General features: G+C 38.1%; 24 protein-coding genes and 1 pseudogene. 13 read left to right on the plus strand and 12 right to left on the minus strand.

Annotated elements, in window-relative coordinates:
• The first annotated feature begins 97 nt into the window (after positions 1–97).
• The 7 genes from I9192_RS03515 (at position 98) to I9192_RS03545 (ending at position 7,565) form a co-directional block, all read left to right on the plus strand.
• A complete protein-coding gene (locus tag I9192_RS03515; protein ID WP_005031005.1) occupies positions 98–1,375 on the plus strand; it encodes an L-fuconate dehydratase in 1,278 nt (425 codons plus the stop codon).
• A 235-nt stretch (positions 1,376–1,610) separates the two neighbouring features.
• Positions 1,611–2,435, plus strand: a complete 825-nt coding sequence (locus I9192_RS03520; RefSeq protein ID WP_005031003.1) for an amidohydrolase family protein — start codon at positions 1,611–1,613, stop codon at positions 2,433–2,435.
• A gap of 35 nt (positions 2,436–2,470) precedes the next feature.
• On the plus strand, positions 2,471–3,253 hold the full coding sequence (locus I9192_RS03525; protein ID WP_005031000.1) for an SDR family oxidoreductase: 783 nt from the start codon (positions 2,471–2,473) through the stop codon (positions 3,251–3,253).
• Positions 3,254–3,282: 29 nt separating this feature from the next.
• Positions 3,283–3,618 carry an L-rhamnose mutarotase gene (locus I9192_RS03530; RefSeq protein WP_005030998.1) on the plus strand — a complete coding sequence of 112 codons (336 nt, stop codon included), beginning with the start codon at positions 3,283–3,285 and terminating at the stop codon, positions 3,616–3,618.
• Between the two features lie 25 nt (positions 3,619–3,643).
• Positions 3,644–4,873, plus strand: coding sequence for an L-fucose:H+ symporter permease (gene fucP / locus I9192_RS03535; RefSeq protein ID WP_005030996.1), 1,230 nt, complete (start codon positions 3,644–3,646; stop codon positions 4,871–4,873).
• Between the two features lie 90 nt (positions 4,874–4,963).
• Positions 4,964–6,280, plus strand: a complete 1,317-nt coding sequence (locus I9192_RS03540; RefSeq protein ID WP_005030995.1) for a carbohydrate porin — start codon at positions 4,964–4,966, stop codon at positions 6,278–6,280.
• Positions 6,281–6,560: 280 nt separating this feature from the next.
• Positions 6,561–7,565 carry a GntR family transcriptional regulator gene (locus tag I9192_RS03545; RefSeq protein ID WP_005030994.1) on the plus strand — a complete coding sequence of 335 codons (1,005 nt, stop codon included), beginning with the start codon at positions 6,561–6,563 and terminating at the stop codon, positions 7,563–7,565.
• Between the two features lie 27 nt (positions 7,566–7,592).
• Here I9192_RS03545 and I9192_RS03550 read toward each other — a convergent pair whose 3' ends face one another.
• The 10 genes from I9192_RS03550 to I9192_RS03595 form a co-directional block, all read right to left on the minus strand.
• The gene (locus I9192_RS03550) at positions 7,593–8,783 is read right to left on the minus strand and encodes an ABC transporter substrate-binding protein (protein ID WP_005030992.1); all 1,191 of its coding nucleotides are present in this window, start codon (positions 8,781–8,783) and stop codon (positions 7,593–7,595) included.
• Positions 8,784–9,012: 229 nt separating this feature from the next.
• Positions 9,013–10,242 (minus strand): carbohydrate porin, encoded by a 1,230-nt coding sequence (locus I9192_RS03555; protein WP_005030991.1) that lies wholly within the window; start codon positions 10,240–10,242, stop codon positions 9,013–9,015.
• A gap of 262 nt (positions 10,243–10,504) precedes the next feature.
• Positions 10,505–11,473 carry a CobW family GTP-binding protein gene (locus I9192_RS03560; protein WP_005030989.1) on the minus strand — a complete coding sequence of 323 codons (969 nt, stop codon included), beginning with the start codon at positions 11,471–11,473 and terminating at the stop codon, positions 10,505–10,507.
• Positions 11,474–11,475: 2 nt separating this feature from the next.
• Entirely contained in the window at positions 11,476–11,772 is a 297-nt protein-coding gene (locus I9192_RS03565) for a hypothetical protein (protein ID WP_005030988.1), read from the minus strand.
• Between the two features lie 19 nt (positions 11,773–11,791).
• Positions 11,792–12,541, minus strand: a complete 750-nt coding sequence (locus I9192_RS03570) for an SDR family NAD(P)-dependent oxidoreductase (protein WP_005030985.1) — start codon at positions 12,539–12,541, stop codon at positions 11,792–11,794.
• An 87-nt stretch (positions 12,542–12,628) separates the two neighbouring features.
• On the minus strand, positions 12,629–13,399 hold the full coding sequence (locus tag I9192_RS03575) for an SDR family NAD(P)-dependent oxidoreductase (protein WP_005030983.1): 771 nt from the start codon (positions 13,397–13,399) through the stop codon (positions 12,629–12,631).
• Between the two features lie 10 nt (positions 13,400–13,409).
• Positions 13,410–14,789 (minus strand): MFS transporter, encoded by a 1,380-nt coding sequence (locus tag I9192_RS03580; protein WP_228129512.1) that lies wholly within the window; start codon positions 14,787–14,789, stop codon positions 13,410–13,412.
• A gap of 22 nt (positions 14,790–14,811) precedes the next feature.
• Positions 14,812–15,696: a polysaccharide deacetylase family protein gene (locus tag I9192_RS03585; RefSeq protein ID WP_004827699.1), complete on the minus strand. Its 885-nt coding sequence runs from the start codon at positions 15,694–15,696 to the stop codon at positions 14,812–14,814.
• 55 nt (positions 15,697–15,751) lie between these two features.
• A complete protein-coding gene (locus I9192_RS03590; protein WP_005030981.1) occupies positions 15,752–17,098 on the minus strand; it encodes an amidase family protein in 1,347 nt (448 codons plus the stop codon).
• A gap of 853 nt (positions 17,099–17,951) precedes the next feature.
• Positions 17,952–18,992, minus strand: a complete 1,041-nt coding sequence (locus I9192_RS03595) for a LacI family DNA-binding transcriptional regulator (RefSeq protein ID WP_227567124.1) — start codon at positions 18,990–18,992, stop codon at positions 17,952–17,954.
• Between the two features lie 164 nt (positions 18,993–19,156).
• Here I9192_RS03595 and I9192_RS03600 point away from each other — a divergent pair, with 164 nt between their 5' ends.
• The 6 genes and pseudogenes from I9192_RS03600 to I9192_RS22230 form a co-directional block, all read left to right on the plus strand.
• Positions 19,157–20,047 (plus strand): nitrilase family protein, encoded by an 891-nt coding sequence (locus I9192_RS03600; RefSeq protein ID WP_100884532.1) that lies wholly within the window; start codon positions 19,157–19,159, stop codon positions 20,045–20,047.
• A gap of 17 nt (positions 20,048–20,064) precedes the next feature.
• On the plus strand, positions 20,065–21,228 hold the full coding sequence (locus I9192_RS03605) for a hypothetical protein (RefSeq protein WP_004827707.1): 1,164 nt from the start codon (positions 20,065–20,067) through the stop codon (positions 21,226–21,228).
• Positions 21,229–21,255: 27 nt separating this feature from the next.
• Positions 21,256–22,620 carry an amidase gene (locus tag I9192_RS03610; protein ID WP_151712720.1) on the plus strand — a complete coding sequence of 455 codons (1,365 nt, stop codon included), beginning with the start codon at positions 21,256–21,258 and terminating at the stop codon, positions 22,618–22,620.
• A 70-nt stretch (positions 22,621–22,690) separates the two neighbouring features.
• Entirely contained in the window at positions 22,691–23,860 is a 1,170-nt protein-coding gene (locus tag I9192_RS03615; RefSeq protein WP_200150098.1) for a hypothetical protein, read from the plus strand.
• Between the two features lie 276 nt (positions 23,861–24,136).
• Positions 24,137–24,781 carry a HEPN domain-containing protein gene (locus tag I9192_RS03620; protein WP_151800946.1) on the plus strand — a complete coding sequence of 215 codons (645 nt, stop codon included), beginning with the start codon at positions 24,137–24,139 and terminating at the stop codon, positions 24,779–24,781.
• 179 nt (positions 24,782–24,960) lie between these two features.
• Positions 24,961–25,110, plus strand: a pseudogene (locus I9192_RS22230) (IS3 family transposase); the annotation flags it as partial.
• Positions 25,111–25,132: 22 nt separating this feature from the next.
• On the opposite strand, the gene I9192_RS03625 reads toward I9192_RS22230, so the two are convergent.
• Together I9192_RS03625 and I9192_RS03630 are read right to left on the minus strand one after the other, a co-directional pair.
• Entirely contained in the window at positions 25,133–25,552 is a 420-nt protein-coding gene (locus I9192_RS03625; protein ID WP_042089546.1) for a hypothetical protein, read from the minus strand.
• A gap of 68 nt (positions 25,553–25,620) precedes the next feature.
• Complete coding sequence (locus tag I9192_RS03630) at positions 25,621–26,040, minus strand: lysozyme inhibitor LprI family protein (RefSeq protein WP_121775394.1); 420 nt, start codon at positions 26,038–26,040, stop codon at positions 25,621–25,623.
• Positions 26,041–26,385: the final 345 nt, after the last annotated feature.

The following is a 26,385-nucleotide window of genomic DNA, read 5'->3' on the forward strand; positions in this document are numbered from 1 at the left end:
TAGATTTAATTTTTAAGTTACACAAACAAGGCATTTAAATTCGATGCCTTAGGAAGACTTGTCTTTAAAAAAGCTCAGCATTTAAAAAGGAATAGGAATGTTAAAGATAACGGATTTAGAAGTATTGGATATTCGTTTCCCCACTTCACAGCAATTGGATGGTTCAGATGCGATGAATCCAGATCCAGATTATTCAGCTGCCTATGTCATCTTAAAAACGGATCGTCCAGCGCTGACGGGACATGGTCTCACATTTACCATTGGTCGTGGTAATGAAATCTGCTGTGCAGCAATTGAAGCGATGCGCCATCTGGTGGTTGGTCTAGATATTGATGAGATTAAGAAAAATCCTGCCTTGATGTGGCGACATTTAACTTCAGATAGTCAACTCCGTTGGATTGGACCAGACAAGGGTGCGATGCATCTAGCGACTGGCGCAGTGGTAAATGCGATTTGGGATTTATGGGCAAAAAGTGAAGCTAAACCGGTTTGGAAACTGGTTGCAGATATGACTCCTGAACAATTAGTAAACTGTATTGATTTTCGTTATTTAACTGACTGTATTACGCCTGATGAAGCTTTGAACTTATTAAAGTCGAATGAAATTGGTAAAGCGCAACGTGAGAAAACTTTACTTTTAGAAGGTTATCCTTGTTATACGACTTCAGCAGGATGGTTGGGGTATAGCGATGAAAAACTTGCGCGACTTTGCCAAGAGGCTGTGGATGAAGGCTTTAACTATATCAAATTAAAAGTGGGTCGCGATGTTGAGGAAGATAAACGTCGGGTCAAAATTGCACGTGAGATCATTGGTCCTGATCGTCACTTAATGATTGATGCCAATCAGATTTGGGAACGTGAGCAAGCCATTGAGTGGGTGAAGCAACTGGCATTTTCCAATCCATGGTTTATTGAGGAACCGACTTCACCCGATGATGTCGAAGCTCATCGTGCAATCCGATTTGCGATTCAGCCGATTCAAGTGGCGACAGGTGAGATGTGCCAGAATCGCATCATGTTTAAACAATTTATTATGCGTGAAGCGATTGATATTGTTCAGATTGATGCTTGTCGAATGGGTGGAATCAATGAAGTGCTAGCAGTATTGCTCATGGCAGCAAAATACAAACTCAAAGTTTGTCCACATGCAGGTGGCGTAGGGCTGTGTGAATATGTTCAGCATCTTTCTATGATTGATTATTTATGGTTCTCAACCTCCAAAGAAGGTCGTGTCACAGAATACGTGGACCATTTGCATGAGCACTTTATCGATCCTTGTGTGATTCAAAATGCAGCTTATATGCCTCCAACTCTTGCAGGCTTCTCAATTGAAATGAAACCAGCATCTATTGAGAAATATAGATTTAAGGGCTGATAGGCTGAATTTTTCAGTGACAAAAGTGATTCATGCTAAAGGAATGTAGCATGCAAATACGGTGAGATCAGCCAGCCTGATACACGAGAGTTAGACTCTAGTATCACAGGGCATGATTCACAAAGTAAAACGCGCTGATTTGTGGTTTTATCGTGGATGAGTTTTTTAAGGATGATTTTACAGTTCATCCATTGAGAAAAGAATGAAAGTGCATAAAGCCACAAGGAGTATATAAGTGATTGATAGCCATATTCATTTTTGGAAATACAATCCAGTTGAATTCCCTTGGATGACGGATGACTTAAGCGCCATTGCAAAAGACATGTCTCCTGAAGATTTGTTCATGCAATTGCCTACCAGAATAGAAGGTTTGATCGCTGTTCAGGCAAGACCATCTTGGGAGGAAAATGAATATTTGAATGGACTGGCAGAGCAACATTCGATTATCAAAGGCATTGTGGCATGGTTTGATTTTAAAAAAGACGCTGAAATGCAGTTGGAAAAATTCAAACAAAATAAGCGGATAAAAGGCTTTCGTCACATGCTTCAAGATGAGCCTGATCCTACAGCCTATATGTTGAACAACCACCAATTTAATCTGGGCGTAGAAAAAATTCAGCAAGCTGAGTTGCTTTATGGTGTTTTGATTCATCAAAAAGATTTAGATGCAGCCGTAAAATTTTCCCAACGACATGATCAATATGCGTTGGTGATTGATCATTTAGCCAAGCCACAGATGTATTCCAGTGATGGTTTTTCTGTGTGGAAAAAGAACATGAAAGAGTTAGCCGCATTAGCACATGTGAACTGCAAAATTTCAGGTTTGGTGACAGAGGCGGGCGCATACTGCAAAGCACAAGATTTTCAAGCCCACCTTGATATTGCCTTAGAACTCTTTGGTCCTGAACGCTTGCTTTGGGGATCAGATTGGCCTGTGTCTTTTGCGACCCATCGCTATGACACATTGTTGGCATTTTGGGATGAATGGACACGCAACTGGAGTGACTCAGAACGTAAACAGGTCGAAACAGATACACCTAAACGCTTATATAAGCTATGAAATTTAAAAGATTTTAAATATAGGAGATCAGAAAGATGGATTTACACCTCAAAAATAAAGTCTTTATCGTTACAGGTGGTGGTGCCGGAATTGGTGGGGCAATTTCATTATTACTGGCACAAGAGGGTGCAACGGTTGCCATTTTTGGTCGTTCAGCTCTGAGTTCAGAATTCGAAGCATCTTTACAGAAAACACAGACGAACTACTCCTTTCATCAACTGGACTTGACCGATGAAAAAGCCTGCCAAGAAAACGTTCAGAAGGTTATTGATTTATATGGACGTCTAGATGGCTTAGTCAACAATGCTGGAATAAATGACAATGTTGGACTTGAAGACAGTATTGATGCGTTTAGACAGTCTTTAGATAAAAACCTGATTCATTATTTTACAATGGCGCACTTTTGCATACCGCATCTCAAACAAAGCAAAGGCAGCATCGTCAATATAGGCTCTAAAGTTGCAGTCACAGGGCAGGGACATACCAGTGGTTATGCAGCAGCAAATGGCGGTCGATTGGCTTTGACACGAGAGTGGGCTGCGCAATTTAAAGATGATGGGGTGAGGGTCAATGCGGTTTTACCTGCTGAAGTCATGACACCACTGTATCAACGTTGGGTGGATAGCTTTGATAACCCGACCCAGAAATTAGCACAAATTACCCAAAATATTCCGTTTGGTCATCGTATGACGACGACCCATGAAATTGCAGATACCACGGTATTTTTACTGTCTAATCGTTCCTCGCATACCACTGGACAACTTTTATATGTTGATGGCGGTTATACCCATTTAGATCGTGCCTTAGATCAAGATTAAGACAGATATGCCGAAAACTGGAGCGAAAGATGAAACGCTATTGTTTGGCTTTAGACCTTGTGAACGATGCTGAAAAGATCCAGCAATATCAACAGTATCATCAAAAAGTATGGCCAGAAATCACCACCAATATTCGCAATCGTGGTGTGCTGGATATGCAGATTTGGCAAGTCGAAAATCGCCTTTTTATGATTATGGACACCACTGACGATTATGACGCTGACCTAGCACAAAGCGTTGCGGTTTCAGAACCGAAAAATCTTGAGTGGGAAACTTTGATGTCGCAGTACCAACAAGTACTGCCAAGTGCAAAACCTGGTGAAAAATGGATCGAAATGGAAAAAATATTTGATCTAAAACAATAATCCGAATGATATAAGGAATTCAGCCATGAAGGCAAAAATTACAGAACCCCAATTTAGGATGGGGTTGATATTGGTCACGACACTCTTCTTTATGTGGGGATTGTCGTATGGTTTGGTCGATGTTTTAAATAAACATTTTCAGGAAGCTTTGCATATTTCTAAAGCTCAATCGGGGCTGATTCAGGCTGCATATTTTGGTGCCTATTTTGTGATTGCTCTACCTGCGGGTTTATTTATTGAAAAAAGAGGTTATAAAGCAGGGATTATTCTCGGTCTTTCCCTTTATGCAATCGGGGCTCTGCTCTTTGTTCCTGCGGCTAATATGATGACATTTAGCTTTTTCTTATTTGCATTATTTGTACTGGCTCTAGGGTTAGGATGTTTGGAAACGGCTGCAAACCCTTACTCCTCTGCATTGGGAGATCCATCGACTGCTGAACAGCGGCTTAATTTATCTCAGTCTTTTAATGGCTTGGGACAATTTTTTGGTCCGTTGATTGGAGGTTTGTTCTTCTTTAATTCGGTTGAAGGTGACAGTGCTGCAAGTTTTGATGCTGTGACCTATACCTATGTCGGTATTGCTGCAATTGTTATTGTTTTGATTGTATTTTTTGCTAAAGCAAAACTTCCTGATCTACGTGAAAACGAAGCGAAATTGGATGCAGCCAATCTTCAAAATAATAGTGCATCGATGTGGTCACATTCAGAATTTAAATTTGGTGTTATTACGCTGTTTTTCTATGTCGCCGCACAGGTTGGCGTGGGTGCATTTTTTATTAACTTGGTAGTCGAAACTTGGCCACAGAGCTCAAGCCAACAAGGCGCATATTTCTTATCTATTGCCATGCTGGCTTTTTTGATCGGGCGATTTGTCAGCACTGGCATCATGTCGAAAATCTCCGCGAATCATTTGTTGTTAATTTATGCCGTAATTAACAGTGTGCTGTGTGTCGTGATTTTATCTGGCGCTGAATATATTTCAGTAATCGCAGCGATTGGTATCTTCTTCTTTATGTCGATTATGTTCCCGACCATTTTTGCGATGGGTGTTAAGAATCTCGGTTCTAAAACAAAAATCGGCAGCTCATTTATGATCATGGCGATTGTGGGCGGTGCCATTATGCCTTTTTTCATGGGGAAATTAGCTGATCACTATGGAACACATATTGCCTATGTATTGCCATTGATTTGCTTCGTAATCGTAATTTTTTATGCGAAAAGCTACCAAAAAATCACACTGGCACAAGTCAATTAATAACCGAATTTTATCGCATTGAACGCGATAAATAAGAGAAAACCGCCATTTAATCATAAGGGCGAAGATAAGATCATTAAGGACAATATCATGAAAATTCAAAATGGAAGTCGTAGAAAAGTACAACTCACAATCATTGCATTATCAAGTGGGTTAACGATGAATGCTGCAATCGCAGCAGATGCTTTTCGTGTAGATAGCCCATGGATGCTTGGAGATTGGAACGGTAAAAGAACCCAGTTAAAAGATCAAGGCTATGACTTTAATGTGGGTTATACAGGTGAGTTTGCAGGTGTTATGAATGCTGATCGTGATGGCAAGGGCAATGCTTATGCAGATCAATGGGCTTTTGGTGCAAACTTTGATTTAAATAAGATATTGGGGTGGCGTGATACAGAAGCAAAAATTGTCATCACCCATCGTGGTGGCAAAGCACTCAATACTGAAGCCGATGTCATGGCGCCACAATTTAACCAGACGCAAGAAGTATATGGTCGAGGTCAAACTTGGCGTTTAACAGACCTCTGGATTAAAAAGAAATTTGTTGATCAGCGTTTGGATATCAAGTTGGGACGCTTTGGTATTGGTGAAGACTTTGCTGGATTTGATTGTGAATTTCAAAACCTTGCTTTATGTGGTGGTCAGGTTGCCAACTGGGCTGGAGATCAATGGTACAACGGTCCTGTGAGCCAATGGGCAGGGCGAGTTAAATACAATATTCATCCAGAATTAGCCGTTCAAATGGGAATATATGAACGCAATACCGTTAACGCCAATGCGACTACGGCAAGTGATGGTTTTAATTTAAGTACTGATGGTTCAGATGGCGCTGTGATTCCTTTGGAAATTGTCTGGCAACCGAAAAAAACCAGTGCAAATTTAAGTTTGCCGGGAGAGTACCGACTTGGTTACTTTACCAGTACTGTGGATACACAGAATGTACAGGTGGATTATTCAGTTCCAGGAATTTCCCAAAAGTTTGATGCTGATAATCATAAATGGGCGGCTTGGCTTTCAGCAAAGCAGCAATTGACTCGTCACCATGGCGATGAATCTCGTGGTTTGACCTTGATGGGACAAGCGACATTTTATGATGATAAAACCAGTGCCTATAGTGATGCGCAAAATATTGCAGTGGTCTACAAGGGATTATTTGATGCTCGCCCAAGCGATGAAATTGGAATTGGTTTAGCGAGGATTGGTGTAAATACAGATGCAATAAAGTTTAAAGGCAAAGTCAACAATGAAAAGTTTGATGATGAGTTGGATGCAGAAATTTATTATGGCTTAAAAGCAGCTCCTTGGTTAACAGTGCGTCCAAATATTCAATATGTCAAAAATATTGGTGCCAATAAAGCCTATGGTGATGCGTGGGTAGGTGGAGTGAAATTTAATATGAATTTCTAATGCTGCACTACTTTAAATTTTGTTTTTATTGAAAATAGAAAAGTTACCTTGAATCATAGCGTTGTCGGGTTGTGATTGAAATAGGTAACTTTTTCTTTTGTTACGCCATATGAATTTTTATATTTGGCTATATTGACCTTTTTAAGATATAACATGAAAGCCAATCGAATCTGAGTCATTGTTTTCTAAAATTGTTTTGATCACATTGTCTAGCTTGATCATTATTGGTGTAAATTATGATTTACTAGATTCCAGTCCACTTCAAATTGTATATCTTGTTATGACGGCTCAAACATTTTCTCAGGCAAATTCACGCTATCAAAGTATTTTTGAGACTTTGCAAAATGTGATTCGCAGTCATACGCTTTCTACTGGTGTTGTTCTGTTAGAAGGACCGCTCTCGAATATTTTTAATACCAGCCGTGTTCCTGTTCGTAAGGCATTACAACTTTTATTTGATCAACAATTAATTTCACGTTTTGAAGGTCGAGGCTATTTGGTCAACCCAGAACAATCAAATGATATTGAACCGATTAGACTGGAGATCACACGAGAATTATTGGGGCTAGCATCTGATGAGGACATTATTGATACCCGTTTATTAAGCGATAAAGTCTATGATGAGCTGTATCAATGCATATCTTATATTATTTTACATGGACACTATCGACTTGATGAACAGCGCATTGCAGAGCATTTTAATGTGGGACGCAATGTTGTACGTGAGGCATTAAAAAGTCTACATTTACAAGGCTTAGTCGAAAAAGAGGCATACGGAGATTGGCTTGCTGGTCCATTAACTGCACAAAGCGTAATCGAAAACTATGAACTGCGCTTAATTCTTGAACCATTGGCGCTAAAAGCCAATATTCATCATATTTCTTATGACGATATTCAGCAGATGTTAAATCGTATTCGCTATGCACAAACCCATAAACAGGATGTGAATGCCTCATTGATCCAACAGATTGAAGCTGATCTGCATCAAACCTTGTGCAATATCAAGTGGCATAATCAGAAAATGGCAAATATTTTATACAATGCGCAGAGCTCTATTTTGATTAGCCGAGTGATCCATGATGCGATTCATCTGAGCAATTATGAGTTGATGTTAGAAGAACATAACGCAATTCTAGAAGCCTTGTTGTGTGGCTCGATAGATCAAGGCTTGGAATATTTAGAAAAGCATTTGATTAATGCAAAAAAGCGTTCGGTTGAATATTTAAAAGTCTTTTCAATTATTCCTGAACCGAATATTCCTCCGTATCTAGAAAGAATTTCCTAATCATTTAAATGGAATAGCAATCCTAGCCTAGTGTTGCATCAAGTTTTTCCATTTTCTGACTAAGTAGTTGTGTTCATCCATGACAGAATTCCAGACTCCGATATGCCCCATTCTTTCTATATAGGAACCGCCTTGGCGTAGCATGCCTTTTTTGATTAAAGGTTGTTGATCAATTCCCATTAACGCTTCTGCAGCAGGTTTACCCATATACCAAAAATCCCATTCAGCCGAGCTTAAATATTCTCGTGCTCGCAGTGGATTGGAAATATACATGCCTTGTCTTGCCATCATGGCACCTGCCCAACCATCAAGCCACCAGTTGAGATACGCATAAGCATGATCTTTCATTTGCCCCTGCAGATTTCGAGATAATGCCAATCCGCCAAACCAAGCACGGTATCCTTCTACAGGTTTTGCAATTTTAAAATCTCGTTTTGCTTTTAGTAATTTGATCAGTGCAGGGTACCATAAACTGCCGATATGAATATTTTGATCGACAATTAAATTATAAGCATGTGCATCATCAGCCCAAAAATCTTTGAAATGTTGTTGCTGTTTAAGCTCAAGTAAGATTGAAGTCAATTGATCAATTTCAGATAAAGATAAATTACCTATATCTTTAAACTGCAATTGACCCGAACCCTGTACTGCCATTGCTAAATCGAGTGCACCAATCGCAGCATCGTTTTGTACCGTGACACAACCATTCCAATTTTGCTCTAATAGCCATGCCCAACTTTCGGGTTGATCATGTAAGTTTTTAGGTAAAAATTTTGGAAAATAAATAAAACTGTCTACATTGTGGGTAAGGGGAAGCATGCTGATATATTCAGATTCCTGACTACTCAACGTACCATCTTTTTGTACATATAATCGTTGACTTGGAACGCCACCTTTTGCCAACGGTTGATCAGCAAGTAAAGTTCCTTTCTTTGCTAAATCATTGACTTCATCCCAGCGGTGAATTTTCTTAATTTCTATGGGCTGAATGGACCTGACTGGCCAAACAAAATCAATATTATGGAACCATTGATCATAAAGGTCATATTGATCTGGATTTAATACTGCAATACGTTGTGCGGTTTGAGGGTCGTGAATTTGATATTCAATATCAAAACCAAGATCTATTTCAGCTTGTTTTCTTATTGCTTCAATTAGGGTGACTGAAGTACCTAAGACCCTTAAAGTCGGTTTAGATGATGTTTTCAAAGTATGCATTATCCTGCTTTTTTAGGGACAAACGACCATTACAAAAGTTGTCTTTAAACCAAAAATATGATTTAAAACCCTTAGAACTGATCATCATGATCAAGCTTAAGTATTGTATATGCTGATTTTACTTTTTTGTAAATCACAGGCTTTTGCTGACTATAACTTAGCTTTAAGTTAAAACGTAGTGTATAGAAGTCACTACGTTTTAACTTGGTGGAGTGCTGTTGAAGCCATGTTAAAAGTTTAGATTAAACTTTAACCCAGCTACCCAGGCATCACCCTGATTTTTATTTGCGCCAATACGGTCAATATATTGCAGGTTGGGGCGCACTTTAAGCCACGGTGTTGCGAGCAGACTATAATACAATTCAGCATTGATCTCGTTATTCAAATGGGGATTTTGCCGACTGTCGACAGCAATTCGTGATATACCTAGCCCAATTTCATCTTGTTTACGCTGATCAAATAGACCTTTATAAGTCACAGCAAGTGTTTCTGCATCATTAAAAATACTGGTTTTATTGTCATAAACAGCAACTTGCCCCATCAATGTTAAACCTCGATTTACATCGCCAGCATGGCTTGTTAACTGTTGCTTGGCTGAAATCCAAGTCCCGTTCTTATGTTCTTTACGATCGTTTTGGATTTGCACGTTTGTTACATCAGCTGTGCTGTAGTAATAACCTAAACGATATTCACCAGCCAAGTTTTGAATTAAATTTTCAGGTTTCCAAATCAGCTCTATTGGAAGCAGTGCGCCCTTGGAACCATCTGTACTCAGGTTAAAGCCTTTGCTTCTTTTTAGATTTTCAGGATTGTATTCATAGACACCAATTTGCGCTGATAAATTTGGAGAGATATTCCATTTAATACGAGTTGCCCATTGGCTTACAGGACCGTTATACCATTGATCTCCTGACCAATGTCCAATTTGACCTGCACATAGAGCAAGATTTTGAAATTCACAATCAAAACTGGCAAAGTCTTCTCCTTCACCAAATCGTCCGATTTTTACATCTAACTTCTGGTCGAAGAATTTCTTTTTAATCCATAAGTCCGTTAAACGCCATGTTTGTCCTCGACCATACACTTCTTGAACTTGACTGATATGTGGAGACAACACCTGTGACTTATTTTCAACTTGCTGACCTGAGCGATAAGTAATATTGATCAACGCTTCAGTATCGTTCCAATCCAAAATTTTATTTAAGTCAAAATTTCCCAAAAAGCTCCATTGATCTGCATAAGCCGAGTCTTTCTCACTGCTCATTTGGGTATCAAGTACAGTTGCACCTTGACCCGTATAACTTATGCCAAAATCATAGCCTTTTTCAATTAAAGCTGTACGTTGACCCTGTCCATCGCCAAACATCCATTGGCTGTCACTTGTAAAAGCATTTTTTGCATAAATTGATGATGTTGATGATAATCCTGCGAATGCAATCATCCATACGATTTTTTTCATTTTTTACTCCATATTTTTTAGTAATTCATGTTTTTTCGGCAAAAAAACAGAAGCTTTAAAAGCTCAGTATCCCTACTTTTTGAATTGTTCTAGCTCATGATGACTCCTTGATCATTGCTGTACTTATCTTTGCAAGTTGTGATAAATCCTCATAAAAAATTTAAAAATTGAAGTCTGAGAAAATATTTTTAGTTAAATCTAGGCATAGAAATCCTGTTCCATGTTTTAAAAACACAGAAGTTTGAAGGTTTTCGTAATTAACTTAGTTCAGCTTTTCCATAAAAATTTGAAATGACTTTTTTATCTGTTCAAGATCAACATGCCTCACGATCATGACAATACGTGAATAGTGATCTTCCCAAGGCCATTGGGCTAAATGCTCTGGCGGGTATAAACAGTGTTGTACGCCGTGAATCAAAACAGGTTGGTCAAATTCAGTTAAGTTTAAAATCCCTTTTATCCGTAGAATATTTTCACCATATTGTTTGAGTAATAGATTTATCCATAGTCCGAATACCATCCAATCCAGTTTTGTTGTCCATTCCAGCACGCAACTTTGAGTCATTGCATGCTGGTCTTGTTGAGTTTTTAGAAAAAATTGCGGTCGTGAAAGATGCTGTTGCTGCGCTAAATCTTGAGAAAAAATGTCATCCACGCAATCAATTTGATTGATGAATTGAATATTCACTTCAGGGTGAAGCTGTTGTATTTTCTCAGATAAAAGTTGTTGTGTTGGAAGATCAACCCGATCAGTCTTACTCAAAATAATCTGATGTGCAGCAACGACTTGGGTTAACCATTCTGGATGAAGCGTAGCCTGTAAATGACCTAACTCGGCATCAACAACCGTACTTAATCCATGTACATAAAACTGATTTTTAATATGTGTATCATGATGAATTGTATTTAAAATCGCTGCTGGATTAGCTAAACCTGTGGTTTCAATAATGACACGCTTAAAATCTGGAATCTCTCCCTGTTTACGTTGCTGTAATAGTTTTAACAAGCTGTCTTTTAAATCGGTTAAAACACTACAACACATACAACCATTGGCGAGCAAATAGGTATTCTCAGCCACTGTTTGTACCAACAGATGATCAATGCCGACTTCACCCAATTCATTAATTAAAACGATCGTGCTGTCATTTTGTGTATGTGTCAGTAGTTTTTTTATCAACGTGGTTTTTCCACTGCCTAAAAAACCAGTCACAATATGCACAGGTATCGTCATATTTATAAAGCCTCTAAATGTGATAACAGTCGAGGATCAAGAACATCTATTTTTTGCCCCGTTAATTGCTGGATTTCGTTCCATAATAGATCAAGCCCATTGGCTATACTTTGTTTGCCAGTAGGTGTCTGGATCAGATAATTCACGCCCTGAAAGTCAGCAATTGATAAGCGATAGGGTGCAGTAATGTGATTAAGCATTTTAATTTTACGTAAACGCTCTCGCCGTCTAGGCAGATCAGATCTTAGGCTGTCTGTCCAATCCTGTTGTTCACCTATCAATCCACATAATCCACACATTGCACCATTACTCCATTGATTAAGGCATTACATCGCCACTGTTTGGTCCGAGTGTCTGACCCACGTACAAATTACCGCCAGGATCCGACGCCAATAAAATTACGGTTGGCGCAATTTCTTCAGCTGTTCCAAAACGCCCCAAAGGTAATTGTTTGGCTTTTTCATCTTTCCAGCTTTGGCTAATACCATCGACCAGTGGTGTGGCGATTGGACCCGGTGCTATTGCATTGACCAATACATTATCTTTAGCGACTTCTTGAGCTAAAGATTTGGTAAAACCGATTACACCGGCTTTGGCTGCGCAATAATGTGCCAGTTCAATCCCGCCTTTAATCCCAAGTTGGGAGGAAATATTAATAATACGCCCCCATTTTTGCTTGATCATATGAGGTAAGGCCCGTTGACTGGTTAAAAACACACTGGTTAAGTCAATACGAAGCATGTCGTCCCACATTTTCTTGCTGAGTTCTGTACACGGGGCTTGGGTTAAAATGCCTGCGTTATTGACTAAAACATCTATTCCACCATAGGTTTCAACACAGCAATCCACAGTTTGATGCGCACCTTGTTCAGTGCCCAGATCTGCGATAATGGTGGTCACTTGCGTAGCAAATTGGCGGCAGAGCAGGGCAATTTGTTCTAGACCTTCAGCATTTAAATCGCATAACACCAAACGGCTATTTTGCTTAGCAAATGCTTGTGCAATCGCAGCACCAATACCACTGGCGGCTCCCGTCACCACAACACGACATTCATTTAATGGTTTCATGTATTCTTCCAATAAAAAGAACAGCTTGACCTCATCAATAAATTTCAAAATCAAGCTTGTTCAACATATGAGTAGGGGGATTGTTGATTAATCAGGCCAACGAATGGTTAGCCCACCATCAACAATAATGCTTTGTCCTGTGATATAGCTGGCATCATCACTGGTTAAGAAGCGAACCAGTTTGGCAACTTCATCGGCACGACCGACACGTCCTAAGGGAATTTTCTGTCCAGCAAGTTTTAAACCTTCAGGACCAAGAGAATTTTGCGCATCTAAGGATTGTGGGGTTTCAATCAAACCGGGAATAACCGCATTACAACGAATTCCTCTAGGTGCCAATTCAACAGCCAAAGATCTACATAAGCCGGGGATACCTGCTTTGGCAGCAGCATAATGGCTATGTGCTTGCCAACCATAAACACCCCCTGCGATAGAGGAAATGGCAACCATTGCACCTGAACTTTGCATATATAGACTTGCTGCACGGAAGGTACGCATTACACCAGTTAAATCAACATTTAACATTTCATTCCATGCTTGATCTGTCATGTCGATGATTGAGCTTTGACGTAACAAACCTGCATTGGCAATCGTATAATCTAAGCGCCCAAAATGTGTTATTGCACTTTGTACTGCGCTTTGTACAGACTCAGTATCGGTCACATCTACTGCAACCATGACACATTGTCCGCCTGCCTCTTTGACCAGTTGTTCAGTGATGTTTGGGTCATGTGGATCTTTCTCAAAATAACCACCAACTACTCGAATATTCTGTTTTGCATATGCAACAGCCAAAGCTTGTCCAATCCCACTGGCAGCTCCAGTAATAAATGCTACGGGAGTATTGTTTAAAGTCATGCTCATTTCCTTATTTCACATCTTCAGGTTTTACATGGCGTGCCATAAGCATGACCAAACCAGACAAGAAGCAAGGTAGGGCACCAAACCAAATTGCCGCACTTGCCCAAGCTCCACCACCAGTGAGAATACTGGTGATACCTGCACCAGCTAAAATTGCACCGATCGGTCCCATCGCATGTACAATTGCGCCACCCGTTGCGCGTATGCGTGTTGGAAAAGATTCCCCCATAAAAAACAACATTGCAGAGTAAGGACCTGTTAAGAAAAATAAACCAACACTATATAGGGCGACCACTGTGACCAGGTCATGAGAAGCAACGATCATGGCATAGAACGCCACACCGCCACACATCCAACCCATGGCAACAGTATTACGACGACCAATACGATCTCCTAACCAACCGTGAACCAAATAGCCAACAAAACCGATCAGATTCGAGAGAATCAAAATGATTAAGGAGTTTTGAAAAGATAAGTTGTGAACATTCACCAACACAGATGTTCCCAATACGCTAAAGACTTGGATGGCAGACCAGTTCAGCAAAATCGCTAAACTTAGTACTAATGTCGGGCGTAATGCCGAACCTTTAAAAGCAGCCATCACGCCCACTTTTTGTTGTTCTGGGTCGTCTAAATGGTACTGACGAGCCAATTGATCTGCTTGTTCATTTTCGCCAGACTGTTTAAGTTGATTAATTTTTTGCACAACTTGAAACTGGGGACTTTCTTTTAAATTTCTGGCTAGAAAAGCAATGATAAATGCTGGAATAGCAGCAAAAATAAAACAACCTTGCCAGCCCACATAAGGAAGTAAAATTGCAGTCAATGCTGCTGCAAGTAATGCCCCTACAGGCCAGCCACTTTGTACCAAAGAGTAGATAAAACCTTTACGTTTTTGAAACTTTTCATCTTTTGAAGTGGCATACATTTCGGTGAGATAAGTCGCATTTACTCCTTCTTCGGCATAACCTAGACCAGCAACTGAACGAATGGCAACCAGTGAGCTTTTTCCAACCCCTGCCATGGCGGTCATCGCTGTAGCGATTGCTGTACCTGTCATGGTGAAAATAATCCCTTTACGCCGACCAATACGATCTACAATTGGTCCAATAGCGAACGCAACAATTGCACCGCCGACGGCAATCCAAGTGACTAAACTGGCTTGTTCAGCTTCATTCCAGTTGAAATGACCACCCATGACAGGCAGTAAAGTACCAAATAAAATAAAGTCATAAACTGCAAACACCCATGCAAAAAAAGCAATCCAAGATGCATAAGTGATATCTTTTTGCTGAATTTGCTCAGGATGCCAACTGATTAATTTATCTTGCGAAGCAGCCTGATTCACATCAATGCTGCTTTTAACATCTATGTTTTCGCTCATCATTCCTTTTCCTTCTATGGAATTTTTAACCTTTGCGAGGACAGCGCTGCGCGAAGTCGTTTGCAATTTCATCCATGGTGACGAATTTCACCCCATCGTGGGCTTTGAAGTGTTCAATCAGACGTTCCAACATCAATAAAACCTGTGGTCGACCAGAAACGTCTGGGTGTAGGGTAATCGGGAAAACGGCATAATCCATTTCTCGATAGACCCAGTCAAATTGGTCTTTCCACATTTGTTCGATATCACGAGGATTGACAAAACCATGACTATTTGGAGATTTTTTAATAAACATCATCGGGGGTAAATCATCGAGATACCAATTGGCAGGAATCTCAATCAAGTCTGTTTCCTCACCACGAAGTAATGGTTTCATCCATGTTTCAGGCTGTTGGCTATAATCAATTTTGGTCCACGAATCACCCACACGAACGTAATAAGGTGTGAAATCGTTATGCATCAAACTATGGTCATATTTGATGCCTTTTTTTAACAAAAGTTCGTTGGTAACATTACTGAATTCCCACCATGGTGCGACATATCCTGTTGGACGTTTGCCCGATAATTCAGTAATGAGCGCAATTGCTTTATCCAGCACTGCTTCCTCTTGTTCAGGTGTCATCGCAATTGGATTTTCATGGCTATAACCATGCATACCAATTTCATGTCCAGCATCTACAACGGCTTTCATTTGTTCAGGGAATGTTTCTACAGAGTGCCCTGGAATAAACCAAGTGGTTTTTAAACCATACTTTTTAAATAGATTCAGTAAACGTATTGACCCGACTTCACCTGCAAACAAGCCTCGTGAAATATCATCTGGCGAGTCTTCACCGCCATAAGACCCTAGCCAACCAGCGACTGCATCAACGTCAACTCCAAATGAAACTAAGATTTCCTTTTTAGCCATGTCATCATCCTCAATAAAATAAAGTTAAGTGTTTGGTGGAACTAAAATGATTGTGCTAATCATTGTTGTGAAGAATATGTTCAATACTCAGGGCGGCAGATAAAAGACTTTGATCATTACCACTGTAGCTTGAGAGTAAAATTGCTGTAGAGCGCCCATTTGAGTCGGTTCCATTCGGAAGTGAGATACTTGGCATATCTAAATAACTGCCGGGCATGGTTAATCTAAGCGTGTTGAGATTTGTTTGGATAAATAAGGCTTCATCTACCTCTAAAGGTGCAAGTTCAGGTGCAGTATGTGCAGTAGTTGGCGTCAGTAAATATCCTTCAGCCAGTTCTGTTTTTAAGCTTGCTTTTAAATGCTGTGCCATTTGATAAAGATGGATTTGGCTAGAAGCCAAGGTATCTTTTGCCGAAAGCAGGCGTTTTCTTACCCGCTGATCCATGAATTCGGCTTGATCACTGTGTAATAAGGCTTCATGTAAGGTATATGCCTCAGCAGCACCTAGCCATTGACCTGAGTCAATCAGGGTTTGTGCTTGATCAAATGCACCTATGCGTTTATACACCACACCGATATCTGCTTGTTGAAGTATTTCAATCGTTTGCAAGAAATTATGCTTCACACAATCCTGAACGCTTGGGTGGTTAAGCATGTCTAAATCGACATAGATTTGCATCTTTCTTGATTGGGGTTGAGAGGGGATATTTGACTGAATTTGTCCAAGCATAAGCTGATCTAAAACAATACAGTCACGAACACTACGACTGATTGGACCTACGCTATCTAAGCTTGCGGCAAGAGGAAAAACGCCTTTTTTACTATAACGTGAACTGCTACTTCGATAACCCACTAAGCCATTAAAGGATGCAGGAATCCGAATTGAACCTGCGGTATCCGTACCCATAGAAATAGGGACAATTTTTTGTCCTACAGATGTTGCTGCGCCAGATGATGATCCCCCAGGAATACATCGTGGATCAACCACATTCTTAGGTGTGCCAAAGTGTGGGTTTAAACCTAACCCAGAGTAAGCAAATTCAGTCAAATTGGTTTTTCCCAGATTGACCATACCCATACGAGTCAATTGCATGACGCCATCTGCATCTTGCTGTGCAACGGCATGATGCACTCGAGTTTTTGAACCTGCTGTGGTCACAGTTCCTTGCACATCAAAAAGGTCTTTCCACGCAATGGGAACACCATCAAATAGAGATAACGGTGCATGGGCTTTCCAACGTTCAGTCGAAGCGTGTGCTTCTCGATAAGCACGTTCTATGCTTAAGGAAATAAAAGTGCTGTCATTTACCTGTTGTATAACATCAAACGCTCTTTCCAGCTCTTGAATTGGATCGGTTATTCCTTGTGCATATTGCTGTGATAAGGAAATTGCGTCATCCATGCCACTCTCCTGATAATTGTATATTTTAATAATATATACATTTTTTAATTTATTTAATCTTAAGTTAAAAAATCAAAAGAGTAAATAATGTACGATTAAAAAATAAATTATTTTTTATTTTTTTGTCATTTTTTTATCATTATCAATATTTTATTAAGAATAATATAAAATGTATTTTTTAAAAAAAAGATCATTAAGTGGTGATTTTACTTAACTTGTTGTTATTGTGTTGTGAATTTTGGATATTGAGCAAACTATGACAATCTGGAGTTTTATCATTAATCTGTTGAGCAATTCATATAGCAAAATATAATTTTTCATAATCAATAAGATTAATCTTAAGAGGATTTTGTTTGATGATATAAAGCTTTCAATGCCATGCTTTACATCTAAAGTTTAAATAGATTTGTGTAGGTGATGCTTCACTCTTGCGCTGTAAACAAAGCAGTGATTTTTTTTGCTTAGATGAAAGATGATAAAAATCTTTCGCTGAGTGAGGGGTATATGCTTAACATTAACTCAATATAGTGGCATCTATGTTTTTTCATGATTGGAAGGTTATTTGTGATTCAAAAAGGCTTTGTTGCATAAATACGTAAGAAATTGATTTTAATAAAATTAATTTCAGATCAAAAAACACTGAAAACCTTTTAAATCAGATATTTAAGTAGTCTTTATGCAACAAAGCCATTCAAAAGTACAAAGTTAATGAATTACTAAATCTTCTAAAGATTTATATAAAAGCTTAAAGCTCATCGGGTAAGTATTGATTTTTATTTTAAGGTATTGATTTTAATTGATTTATTTATTAATAGGTAATCGTGAAATTTTTACACAACAAAGCCCCTTGAAATTATTCAACTAAATAATCTAGAGTACTATTTCTTTTGATTAATTTTGGACGTAATTTTATAGAGTCAACTTGTTCTTTATTTATCTTTTTTAATAATAATTCCATCGCCGTAAATCCCATTTCGGACATTGGTGAAGCTATCGTTGTAAGTGGAATAGGAAGTTGAGCTGTTAAAGAAATATTATTAAACCCGACGACTGCAATATCTTTTCCGGGAATATAACCCTTGTCCTTGATTGCCCCCATTACACCAATCGCAATAAAATCATTCACTGTGAAAATTGCTGTGGGCAATTCATTTTTGGATAGAATTTCAAGTCCAGCTTGATAGCCAGAGTCAACATCAAAACCGCAATTAATGATGTAGTCATCTGGAATCACTATATTTTTGCTGGAACTATAGTCTTTGAATCCTTTGGTTCGTAATAGACCAGTACTGGCAAAAGCTTCACCCGAAATAATAGCAATCCGACGATGACCCTCAGTGATTAAATGTTCTGCTGCTAAGCTTCCACCAAGATAATCATCACAGGTAACAGAGGTAAAGTTTTCTAAACTACGGCTTACAAGCACAAATGGAATATCTCGTGCTATTAATTCATTGAAAAACTGATGTGAATCTTCAGTTCCTGTATGTGCATCAGCAATGATTAAACCATCCACTTTTCTAGAAAGGGCCATTTCACCCAATTTTTTTTGGTTGATCGGCAGATCATTAGTATTGGAAACAAATGTAAAATAATTATTTTGCGTGGCGGCAGCATCAATGCCTTCATAAATATTTGCTAAAACAAGATCTGATAATTTTGGAACTAAAACCCCAATTACATTGGTTTTCTGGCTCTGTAAACTTTTTGCTAAAGTATTTGGTCGGTAGTTTAAATCGGCTGCTAATTTTTTTACTTTTTCTATGGTTTCTGGGGCTGCTGCGGAACTGGCATCATCCATAGAGCCGTTCAGTATTCTTGAGACTGTAGAAACATGTAAGCCGAGTTCTTTTGACAGAAATTTTAAAGTTACATTTTTATTTGATCGATTCATATGAAACCACAATAACAAGTAGCAACATTTTAACATTTTCTCCCTCAAAAGTTAGAGAAATTATTGGATTATTGTTTAAAATTTGACAAGAGCAAACGTTTGGGTTAAGTTTTTAACACAACCCAAACGTTTGGGTTGGTTTGGATAATCAATGAGGTAAGGACATGGAAGAAACTTCAGTTAGCCCAGTAAAAGTGGCAGTCATACAATTTGATCCACAAGTGGGTATGGAAAATAGAGAAAGGAATTTACGCCATGGGTTAGATTTGGCGCTTCAGGCTGTCAACAATGGTGCAAATCTTATCGTCATGCCTGAGTTGGCAAATACAGGCTATTTATTTACAAATAGAAAAGAGGCATTTGATCACGCAGAGGAAATTCCAAATGGACCAAGTATTCAAGTCTGGCAAGATTTTGCACGTAAGCATTCAATTTATTTAGTTTCAGGAATTGCAGAAAGAGAGGGTGTTCGTCTTTTTGATACTTCCGTTTTAATCGGACCTGATGGGCTTATTGGAAAATATCGCAAGGCACATTTATGGAATCTTGAAAAACTTTGGTTTACGCCTGGTGATACAGGCTTCCCTGTGTTTGAAACACCAATTGGAAGAATTGGGATGTTAATTTGTTGGGATATTTGGTTTCCAGAAGTTCCAAGAATATTAACCCAACAAGGTGCGGATATTATTTGCAGTGTAAATAATTGGGTTTGGACACCGCCTCCATTATTTGATGAAAGTGGTAAGTGTATGGCTTCATATCTCACCATGACTGCCGCGCATGTGAATAATGTCTACATTGCTGCTGCAAATCGAGTTGGAACTGATAGAGGTGAACGTTTTCTTGGATGTTCATTAATTGCAGGCACCAATGGTTGGCCAATCGCGGGTGTTGCAGATGCAGAAAAAGAAATGATTCTATATGCAGATATTGATTTGGTTGCTGCTCGTGGTGCGCCGATTTGGAACAAGCATAATGACCTAATCCGAGATAGACGAACTGACATCTATGATGAGATGTTAGGTTATAAATCTCACAATATTTTCCCTCGCTAATGTATGAGGAGGGATCTATGAAAAATTATCAAGGGATTGATATTGTTTTAGCTGTTTTGATGATGCTGTCGACAATAATCATTGTTGGATGGATAGAAAGAAGCTCAATCCAAGTTTGGGATAATTACTTAACAATGCAACCACCGACATCCGCCTTAACTTGGTTAAGGTGGGGGCTGGGCGATATAAGTGAGGCTCAATTTTATAAAAGCGAATTAGCTTCACTTGGGTTGTTAATGGGTTCAGTGATTGCTTACTTTTTTTCAAAATTCAGTTCTAAATGGCAAGGGTTCAAATTAAGTTATGGGACGGGTCTGTTTCCATGGATTTTATTGAGTTCAAGTTTAAGTTTGATTCTGAGTAATATCATTTGGGGATGGACGATTATTGAAAGTAACTCGTGGCAGCCCACATTTGTTACTTTTGTATCATTACCAGCTGCGACGGTACTGATGTATGGGCGTGGTTTTAAAATAGCAATGATTGGTGCAGTTGCTGGTGCATTATTCGTAACACCTTCTTCGCTCATCATCGTCAACTATGTATGTATCCCTTTAAATTTACCAAGTATTATTGGTAACGTTTTAGGTATGGCAATTGGTAGCTTAATCGGATTTATTATTTTCAAAAAATTCAATTTAAGTTGTTTAGTCCAAGAAACAGAAACAAAAAAACAAGAACCAATCGAAGAAGAAGAAAAGATTGAACGAAAGGATACAAATCCATTTTGGGTTGTAAGACGAGCACTTGCTGACTTCTCTGAATCTCAATTTATTGCAAATGAATGGGCTGGATTAGGCTTAATCATTGGCGCTTTGTTGGCAATTTATCTGAACCCTTTAAGTATTGCATATGGAAGTGGGCTGATTGGAAACATATTAATTAGTCAAATGTTAGCTGCACTGACGGCAGTTATTCTATGGAAAAGTAAATGGGAAAAATATGGATGGTATCCGACATATATTCCGATTTCTTCAGTTGCTCCAGTCTCTGTTTTAGTCTTCGGTGGAAGTCTAAGCTCCATTATTTTAGGTGCATTTATTGGTGCATGCGTTGCCCCACCTTTAGCTGCTTTTATTTCAAAGAAGCTTCCTAAATACCAACATCCATATATTGGCAATGTGATTTCCATGGCAATTACATCGCTCTTGGCTTTGGGAACAATTCATCTGGTTTCCTGAATCTATATTTTTATATAAGGAGTTGTAATGTTAATGTGTCCAGTAAAAGGCTATTTTTCTGAACTTGATGTTGAGCAAATTGCGAATATGCTTAGGTCAAAAGAAATTACTGCTAAAGCACTTACACAGCACAGTTTAAAGTCTATCAATCAGCATAAAGCGTTAAATGCATTTTGTTATATCGATGATGAATATGCGATACAACAAGCCGAATATGCAGATGAACTTTTTAATCAAGGAATAGATCTTGGCCCGTTACAGGGTATACCGATTGCGATCAAGGATAATATTGAGACTGCTCAACTTATAACTTCTATGGGCTCCAATTTTTTCAAAAACTATTTACCCGAAGTCGATGCTGAATGTGTGCAAAAACTTAAAGCTTTAGGCGCGGTGATTATTGGAAAAACCAACACGCATGAGTTTGCTTATGGACCAACAGGGGATATTTCTGTACATGGTGCGACAAAAAACCCATGGGACCTTGCAAAAATTTCAGGTGGATCTAGTTGTGGTAGTGCTGTAGCGGTTGCCGCTGGACTTGTACCTATTGCAATTGGGACAGATACAGGCGGCTCGATTCGTATACCTGCAAGCTTAACAGGAGTTGTGGGCTTTAAACCGACTTATCAGCAATTTTCAATGAAAGGTGTTTTCCCTTTGTCTAAAAGCTTAGATCATTTAGGCATATTAGCAAAAAGTGCTCAAGAGATTGATTTGGTTGTTTGTTTATTAAAACAGGGAAATTGTAAACAAAATCATAAATTTGCCTCCAATACGTTAGCAACGAAATCACCAAAATTAGGTTGGGTATCCATTGATAATTTTATTGAAAACTATGATTACCCTTTATATCAGAAATTAAAGCAGCAAGTTTTTTCACTTTGGAACAATCAAATTGATGAAGTATTGAGTGTTTTAACGAATTTCAAAGATATCCATCGCTATTTTTATGCTATTCAAAATAGCGAGGCATATACCGTCCATCATCATCAAGTAGAGCATTCTCCAGAGTTATTTCAGAAAGATGTGTTGGAGAGGTTGCTACAAGCCAAACAAACCAAAGGCTGGGAGTATGTGAACGCATTAGATTTTCAAAAAAAGTACCAAGAAGACCTTGCTAAAATTTTTGATCAGTACGATTACCTCATCATGCCGACATTGCCGATACAAGCCACTGATCTGTATCAAAAAGATTTGTATTTAAATGGTGCTTTTATAAATATTAAATCAGCTTTACTTAGCCTGACCAATATATGGAATTTTTTGGGAAATCCTGTAATCAATGTTCCGATATGTTATGAAAATAAAATGCCGATTGGTATTCAGATCATTGGTGCAAAGAAAAGTGATCGCCATCTTTTGGCCTTTGCAATGAATAATGGTTTTTAGTTTTTTTTTAATTTTTTCAGTATTTAAGGTCTACTGACCTGTTAATAAAATGATAATCAAGGATGATTTTATGAGACATGATTTGTTTAAATATACGATATTCACACTACTTTTAAATGTGCCTTTACTTGCAAATGCTACGATGGAATTTGAGAATAAGGATAAAGATTCTAAGTTAACTGTTTCTGGCGAACTACGAGCAAGTTATCAAGAAAATAACTTTGAGAATAAGGCTTCGGATCAAAAAATAAAATTTAATACAGATATTTTAAATATTGGCTATAGCTCTCCCAACATATTCGGTAATTTTCAATATCGCTGTTATCAATTTGATACCTTATGTGATTTTTCCACATTGGTACAAGCCAATGCTGGCTATCATTTAAACTCAACAGACAATCTTAAAGTTGGTTTACAGCCGATTCCTTTTGGCCCAGGACAATTTTGGGACAGTAGTTTCTATGAAGGAATCAATACAACAATGGGACTTCAAGATACGATGAATTTAGGTGTTAACTACCATTTTGAGTTGCCCTCATTCACAAAGGTTGATTTGGCTTATTTTGTAGCTGATGGCGGAAATTATTATGGAAAAAGTAAGGATGCTGCCCGTTATACTGCAAATATGGTGAAATCAGCTGATTTGATGAAGACAAATCTGAATGAGAAAAATATGTGGCTCGTACGAGTTGATCAAGACCTTAAATTTTTAACGACCGAGGACCTTAAAGTATCAGTAGGTGGAAGTTATTGGTATTCAGAAATTGAAAATAAGAAAATTGTTGATGATGGTGCAAGAAATTCTTGGGCACTCTTTAATCGTATTCGCTATAAAAATTTAAATGTGATGCTCACAGGAGGTAAGCAATCAATTAACAATAAAGATCTTTTCAGTCCTTATAGTTCAACTTTTGGTTCATATGATGGTGAATATGACATTGCAAATAAAGGCTTCTTCTATACGGTTAACTCCAGCTATGCTTTTAAGAATGTATGGGACTCATTCAATATAACGCCATATATGGTATTTAGTGGATTTAATAAGAAAGAAAAGGACTTCGATGATTCTAAGCGCAATATTTTGGGTGTGGAATGGGATTATAAGAAGATCACTTTATATACTGAATATATGATGAGCAAAAATGATCCGTTTATTGGGGGAACAGCTAGCTCGCTTGCTACTGGTGATGGTGGTAAGTGGAAAAACCTACTCAACATGATGTTTATTTACAAATTTTGAAATTTAGCCTTTCATTTAATGGATTCCTCTAAATAGCTCAATTTATGATTGAGCTAAATCAAATATAGAAAAATCAAAAATCAGAAATAAATGAAACCTCAAAAAATAAATTAGCGTAAGATTTGTAAAACTGACGATCAAATTAATTTGGATTAGAAAAAATACATTTTTTAATTTGCATAAAATTTAATTTTATAAGCAGTTTGAAATCACTTGCTCACAACACTGTCATTGCGTAAGGTAAATCATCAAAAAAAATAATCTAAGGTATTGGGGATGTTGGTTTTAGAAGAAGTTTATAAAAGTAAAAAAGCGGAAAATTCTGAGCAATTCAATTTACGTATACATCGCGGCTTGAGCTGGCTCAAAAAAGCTGTGATTTTGGAAAGCGATCTTGATTTGAAATTCATCAGTTTATGGATTGCTTTAAGTGCAATCACACCACAATTGGTTAAAATCAAAGACGGTGAGCAAGATTTTAGTCAATTTTTCAGCGGTATAGTGCGATTTGATCGAGAGCAAAAAATTCAGCATATTGTATGGGATAGATGTCATGATGCAATTGCTCGACTGATTGAAAGTCCTTATACATTTCAAAATTTTTGGGATGATCAAAATCAGAAAATAAATCAGAAAGCATGGAAGCAAGCATTTATTGCAGAAAAAAAGCGTGCAACGGAAGCACGACAGGCTCAGGATTCGATCACATTATTAGAGATTGTTTTTCAACGTTTATTGACTTTACAACATCAAATTATTTTGGGTGGAGCAACCTATAACAGTTCGATGAATCGCAAATTGCTACAAGACAGTTGTAATATCTTGATTGCCGTAATCCCGGCAAGTATGCATATTATTTTGGAAAATCCTCAAAATTTTGATTTGGATACGCCATTTTATCCATTATTACAAGTGTCATGAATTGAAAGAAAACAAGCCCTCTAACACATGAGGGATTGTTACATAGATCTTTTTAAGCAGATTGGATTTTATCGATATAAAGATGATCTAAAAGAGAAAACAGCGTTGCTCTAAATACTAAACTTAGTCTAACCAAGCAGGTTATTGTCCAGCCTCCGTGATGCTAAGCATATTTGCTACAACAAAAAAATTCAGTCTTGTTTGAATAGATTGAAGTTTATTTCAATCAAATCAGAAGGCATTCTGCAAATGGTCGGTTAAACTCCGAAGTATTTGAGCAAAAATATTTTAAGATTTTAGAGCGAAATCCTGTCTACAATACTGATTAGTATTCGTTTTAATTTATGAGACTCAATAGTGGCTGAGTTTATCCGCAAGATTAGCTATACGGTTCAGGCGGCAAGACTGTGCATCTAACATTTGTCCCTGTCCTTCGGTTTTAGGATCCCAATTACAATACTTGTTGGTGTTTTCCCACCATGCTGCGATCTCATCCATCTGTTGGTCTTTTTTCACACTGTCTGGACGACTGATGATTTTGGCAAAGGCCTGTTCAACGCGGTTCTTATGTTGAGCATATTCTTGGTCCATACAGCTTTGCATTTCAAATGTTACAGCACCACTTTGCTTGATACATTGAGCATAACTGCTGCTTAATTTGGCATGAATATAAGAATCATCTGGAAGAGGATGAGACATTTCATCATCGGCAAAAGCAGCAAAAGGAAGAAGAGAGATAAACAATAATGTAGTACTTTTAAATTTTTTCATATGTTTAACCTTTAGTTTTATCTTGATCTCGATGTTCGTTCTTGAGTATTTCTATGCTTTGATTTGCATTATTGCAATAAAATCAGATAGCGTTGCAATTGTGCAGTGCGGGCTGCTGTACGTTGTATCTCATTAAGTTCAATTTGCAAGTTGTCTGGCTGTGATTGACCATACAACGTTGTTTCCAGTTCAGCATCACTTTGACGTGATTGTAGCCAAATACGTTGTGATGCAACCAGTTTCGTTTTCTGGGTAGCATTCAAATGCGATTGTAATTTTTTATAGGTACTATTCAATTGCTTATCTTGACGTTCCTCCTCATCTTTTAGACAAGCTGCCTGTTCAATAATGCCTTGGGCACTGTTATCACAGTTTATAAAAGCTTGGCTTAATAATAAGTTTTCATTTCCTATTGGTGCAGCAAAGACCAAGCTTGAAAAAGTACATAAAAAACTGATCGGTAAGCATGCTAATCGTATTTTTTTCATAAGGGATAAACTCTTGGTTGATCTATGAGGATGAATGTTGGTTATTGTGCGAGTTGAAAAAACTTACTTAAATGTCGTCAATCACGCTTTAACAAAGACAGGACAGGGTTATCATTTTGACCAAAGTGTATCAACTTTAAATTTGAATAATCATGGATATTTGGATGTTTTTTCCCAAAAATATTGATTGTCCTGTACAAATTTCTTTAAAGTTCTGAGATTTATCTTCCGTATAATTACTGCTCCTCAACTGTTTATTCATATAGCTTCAAGATAGTAACCCGCATATCCATTTAAATTGTGTGCATCGCATTTTTTGGAATTTTATCGCAGACTATTAATGTG

Source organism: Acinetobacter bereziniae (genome assembly GCF_016576965.1).
In the GTDB taxonomy this organism is placed as follows: Bacteria; Pseudomonadota; Gammaproteobacteria; order Pseudomonadales; family Moraxellaceae; genus Acinetobacter; species Acinetobacter bereziniae.

What these genes read in the sequence shown, in the direction of transcription:
- I9192_RS03515 (WP_005031005.1), top strand. Translation starts at nt 98, where the DNA reads ATGTTAAAGATAACGGATTTAGAAGTATTGGATATTCGTTTCCCCACT.
- I9192_RS03525 (WP_005031000.1), top strand. Translation starts at nt 2,471, where the DNA reads ATGGATTTACACCTCAAAAATAAAGTCTTTATCGTTACAGGTGGTGGT.
- I9192_RS03530 (WP_005030998.1), top strand. Translation starts at nt 3,283, where the DNA reads ATGAAACGCTATTGTTTGGCTTTAGACCTTGTGAACGATGCTGAAAAG.
- fucP (WP_005030996.1), top strand. Translation starts at nt 3,644, where the DNA reads ATGAAGGCAAAAATTACAGAACCCCAATTTAGGATGGGGTTGATATTG.
- I9192_RS03540 (WP_005030995.1), top strand. Translation starts at nt 4,964, where the DNA reads ATGAAAATTCAAAATGGAAGTCGTAGAAAAGTACAACTCACAATCATT.
- I9192_RS03545 (WP_005030994.1), top strand. Translation starts at nt 6,561, where the DNA reads ATGACGGCTCAAACATTTTCTCAGGCAAATTCACGCTATCAAAGTATT.
- I9192_RS03550 (WP_005030992.1), bottom strand. Translation starts at nt 8,783, where the DNA reads ATGCATACTTTGAAAACATCATCTAAACCGACTTTAAGGGTCTTAGGT.
- I9192_RS03555 (WP_005030991.1), bottom strand. Translation starts at nt 10,242, where the DNA reads ATGAAAAAAATCGTATGGATGATTGCATTCGCAGGATTATCATCAACA.
- I9192_RS03560 (WP_005030989.1), bottom strand. Translation starts at nt 11,473, where the DNA reads ATGACGATACCTGTGCATATTGTGACTGGTTTTTTAGGCAGTGGAAAA.
- I9192_RS03565 (WP_005030988.1), bottom strand. Translation starts at nt 11,772, where the DNA reads ATGTGTGGATTATGTGGATTGATAGGTGAACAACAGGATTGGACAGAC.
- I9192_RS03570 (WP_005030985.1), bottom strand. Translation starts at nt 12,541, where the DNA reads ATGAAACCATTAAATGAATGTCGTGTTGTGGTGACGGGAGCCGCCAGT.
- I9192_RS03575 (WP_005030983.1), bottom strand. Translation starts at nt 13,399, where the DNA reads ATGACTTTAAACAATACTCCCGTAGCATTTATTACTGGAGCTGCCAGT.
- I9192_RS03580 (WP_228129512.1), bottom strand. Translation starts at nt 14,789, where the DNA reads ATGATGAGCGAAAACATAGATGTTAAAAGCAGCATTGATGTGAATCAG.
- I9192_RS03585 (WP_004827699.1), bottom strand. Translation starts at nt 15,696, where the DNA reads ATGGCTAAAAAGGAAATCTTAGTTTCATTTGGAGTTGACGTTGATGCA.
- I9192_RS03590 (WP_005030981.1), bottom strand. Translation starts at nt 17,098, where the DNA reads ATGGATGACGCAATTTCCTTATCACAGCAATATGCACAAGGAATAACC.
- I9192_RS03595 (WP_227567124.1), bottom strand. Translation starts at nt 18,992, where the DNA reads ATGAATCGATCAAATAAAAATGTAACTTTAAAATTTCTGTCAAAAGAA.
- I9192_RS03600 (WP_100884532.1), top strand. Translation starts at nt 19,157, where the DNA reads ATGGAAGAAACTTCAGTTAGCCCAGTAAAAGTGGCAGTCATACAATTT.
- I9192_RS03605 (WP_004827707.1), top strand. Translation starts at nt 20,065, where the DNA reads ATGAAAAATTATCAAGGGATTGATATTGTTTTAGCTGTTTTGATGATG.
- I9192_RS03610 (WP_151712720.1), top strand. Translation starts at nt 21,256, where the DNA reads ATGTTAATGTGTCCAGTAAAAGGCTATTTTTCTGAACTTGATGTTGAG.
- I9192_RS03615 (WP_200150098.1), top strand. Translation starts at nt 22,691, where the DNA reads ATGAGACATGATTTGTTTAAATATACGATATTCACACTACTTTTAAAT.
- I9192_RS03620 (WP_151800946.1), top strand. Translation starts at nt 24,137, where the DNA reads ATGTTGGTTTTAGAAGAAGTTTATAAAAGTAAAAAAGCGGAAAATTCT.
- I9192_RS03625 (WP_042089546.1), bottom strand. Translation starts at nt 25,552, where the DNA reads ATGAAAAAATTTAAAAGTACTACATTATTGTTTATCTCTCTTCTTCCT.
- I9192_RS03630 (WP_121775394.1), bottom strand. Translation starts at nt 26,040, where the DNA reads ATGAAAAAAATACGATTAGCATGCTTACCGATCAGTTTTTTATGTACT.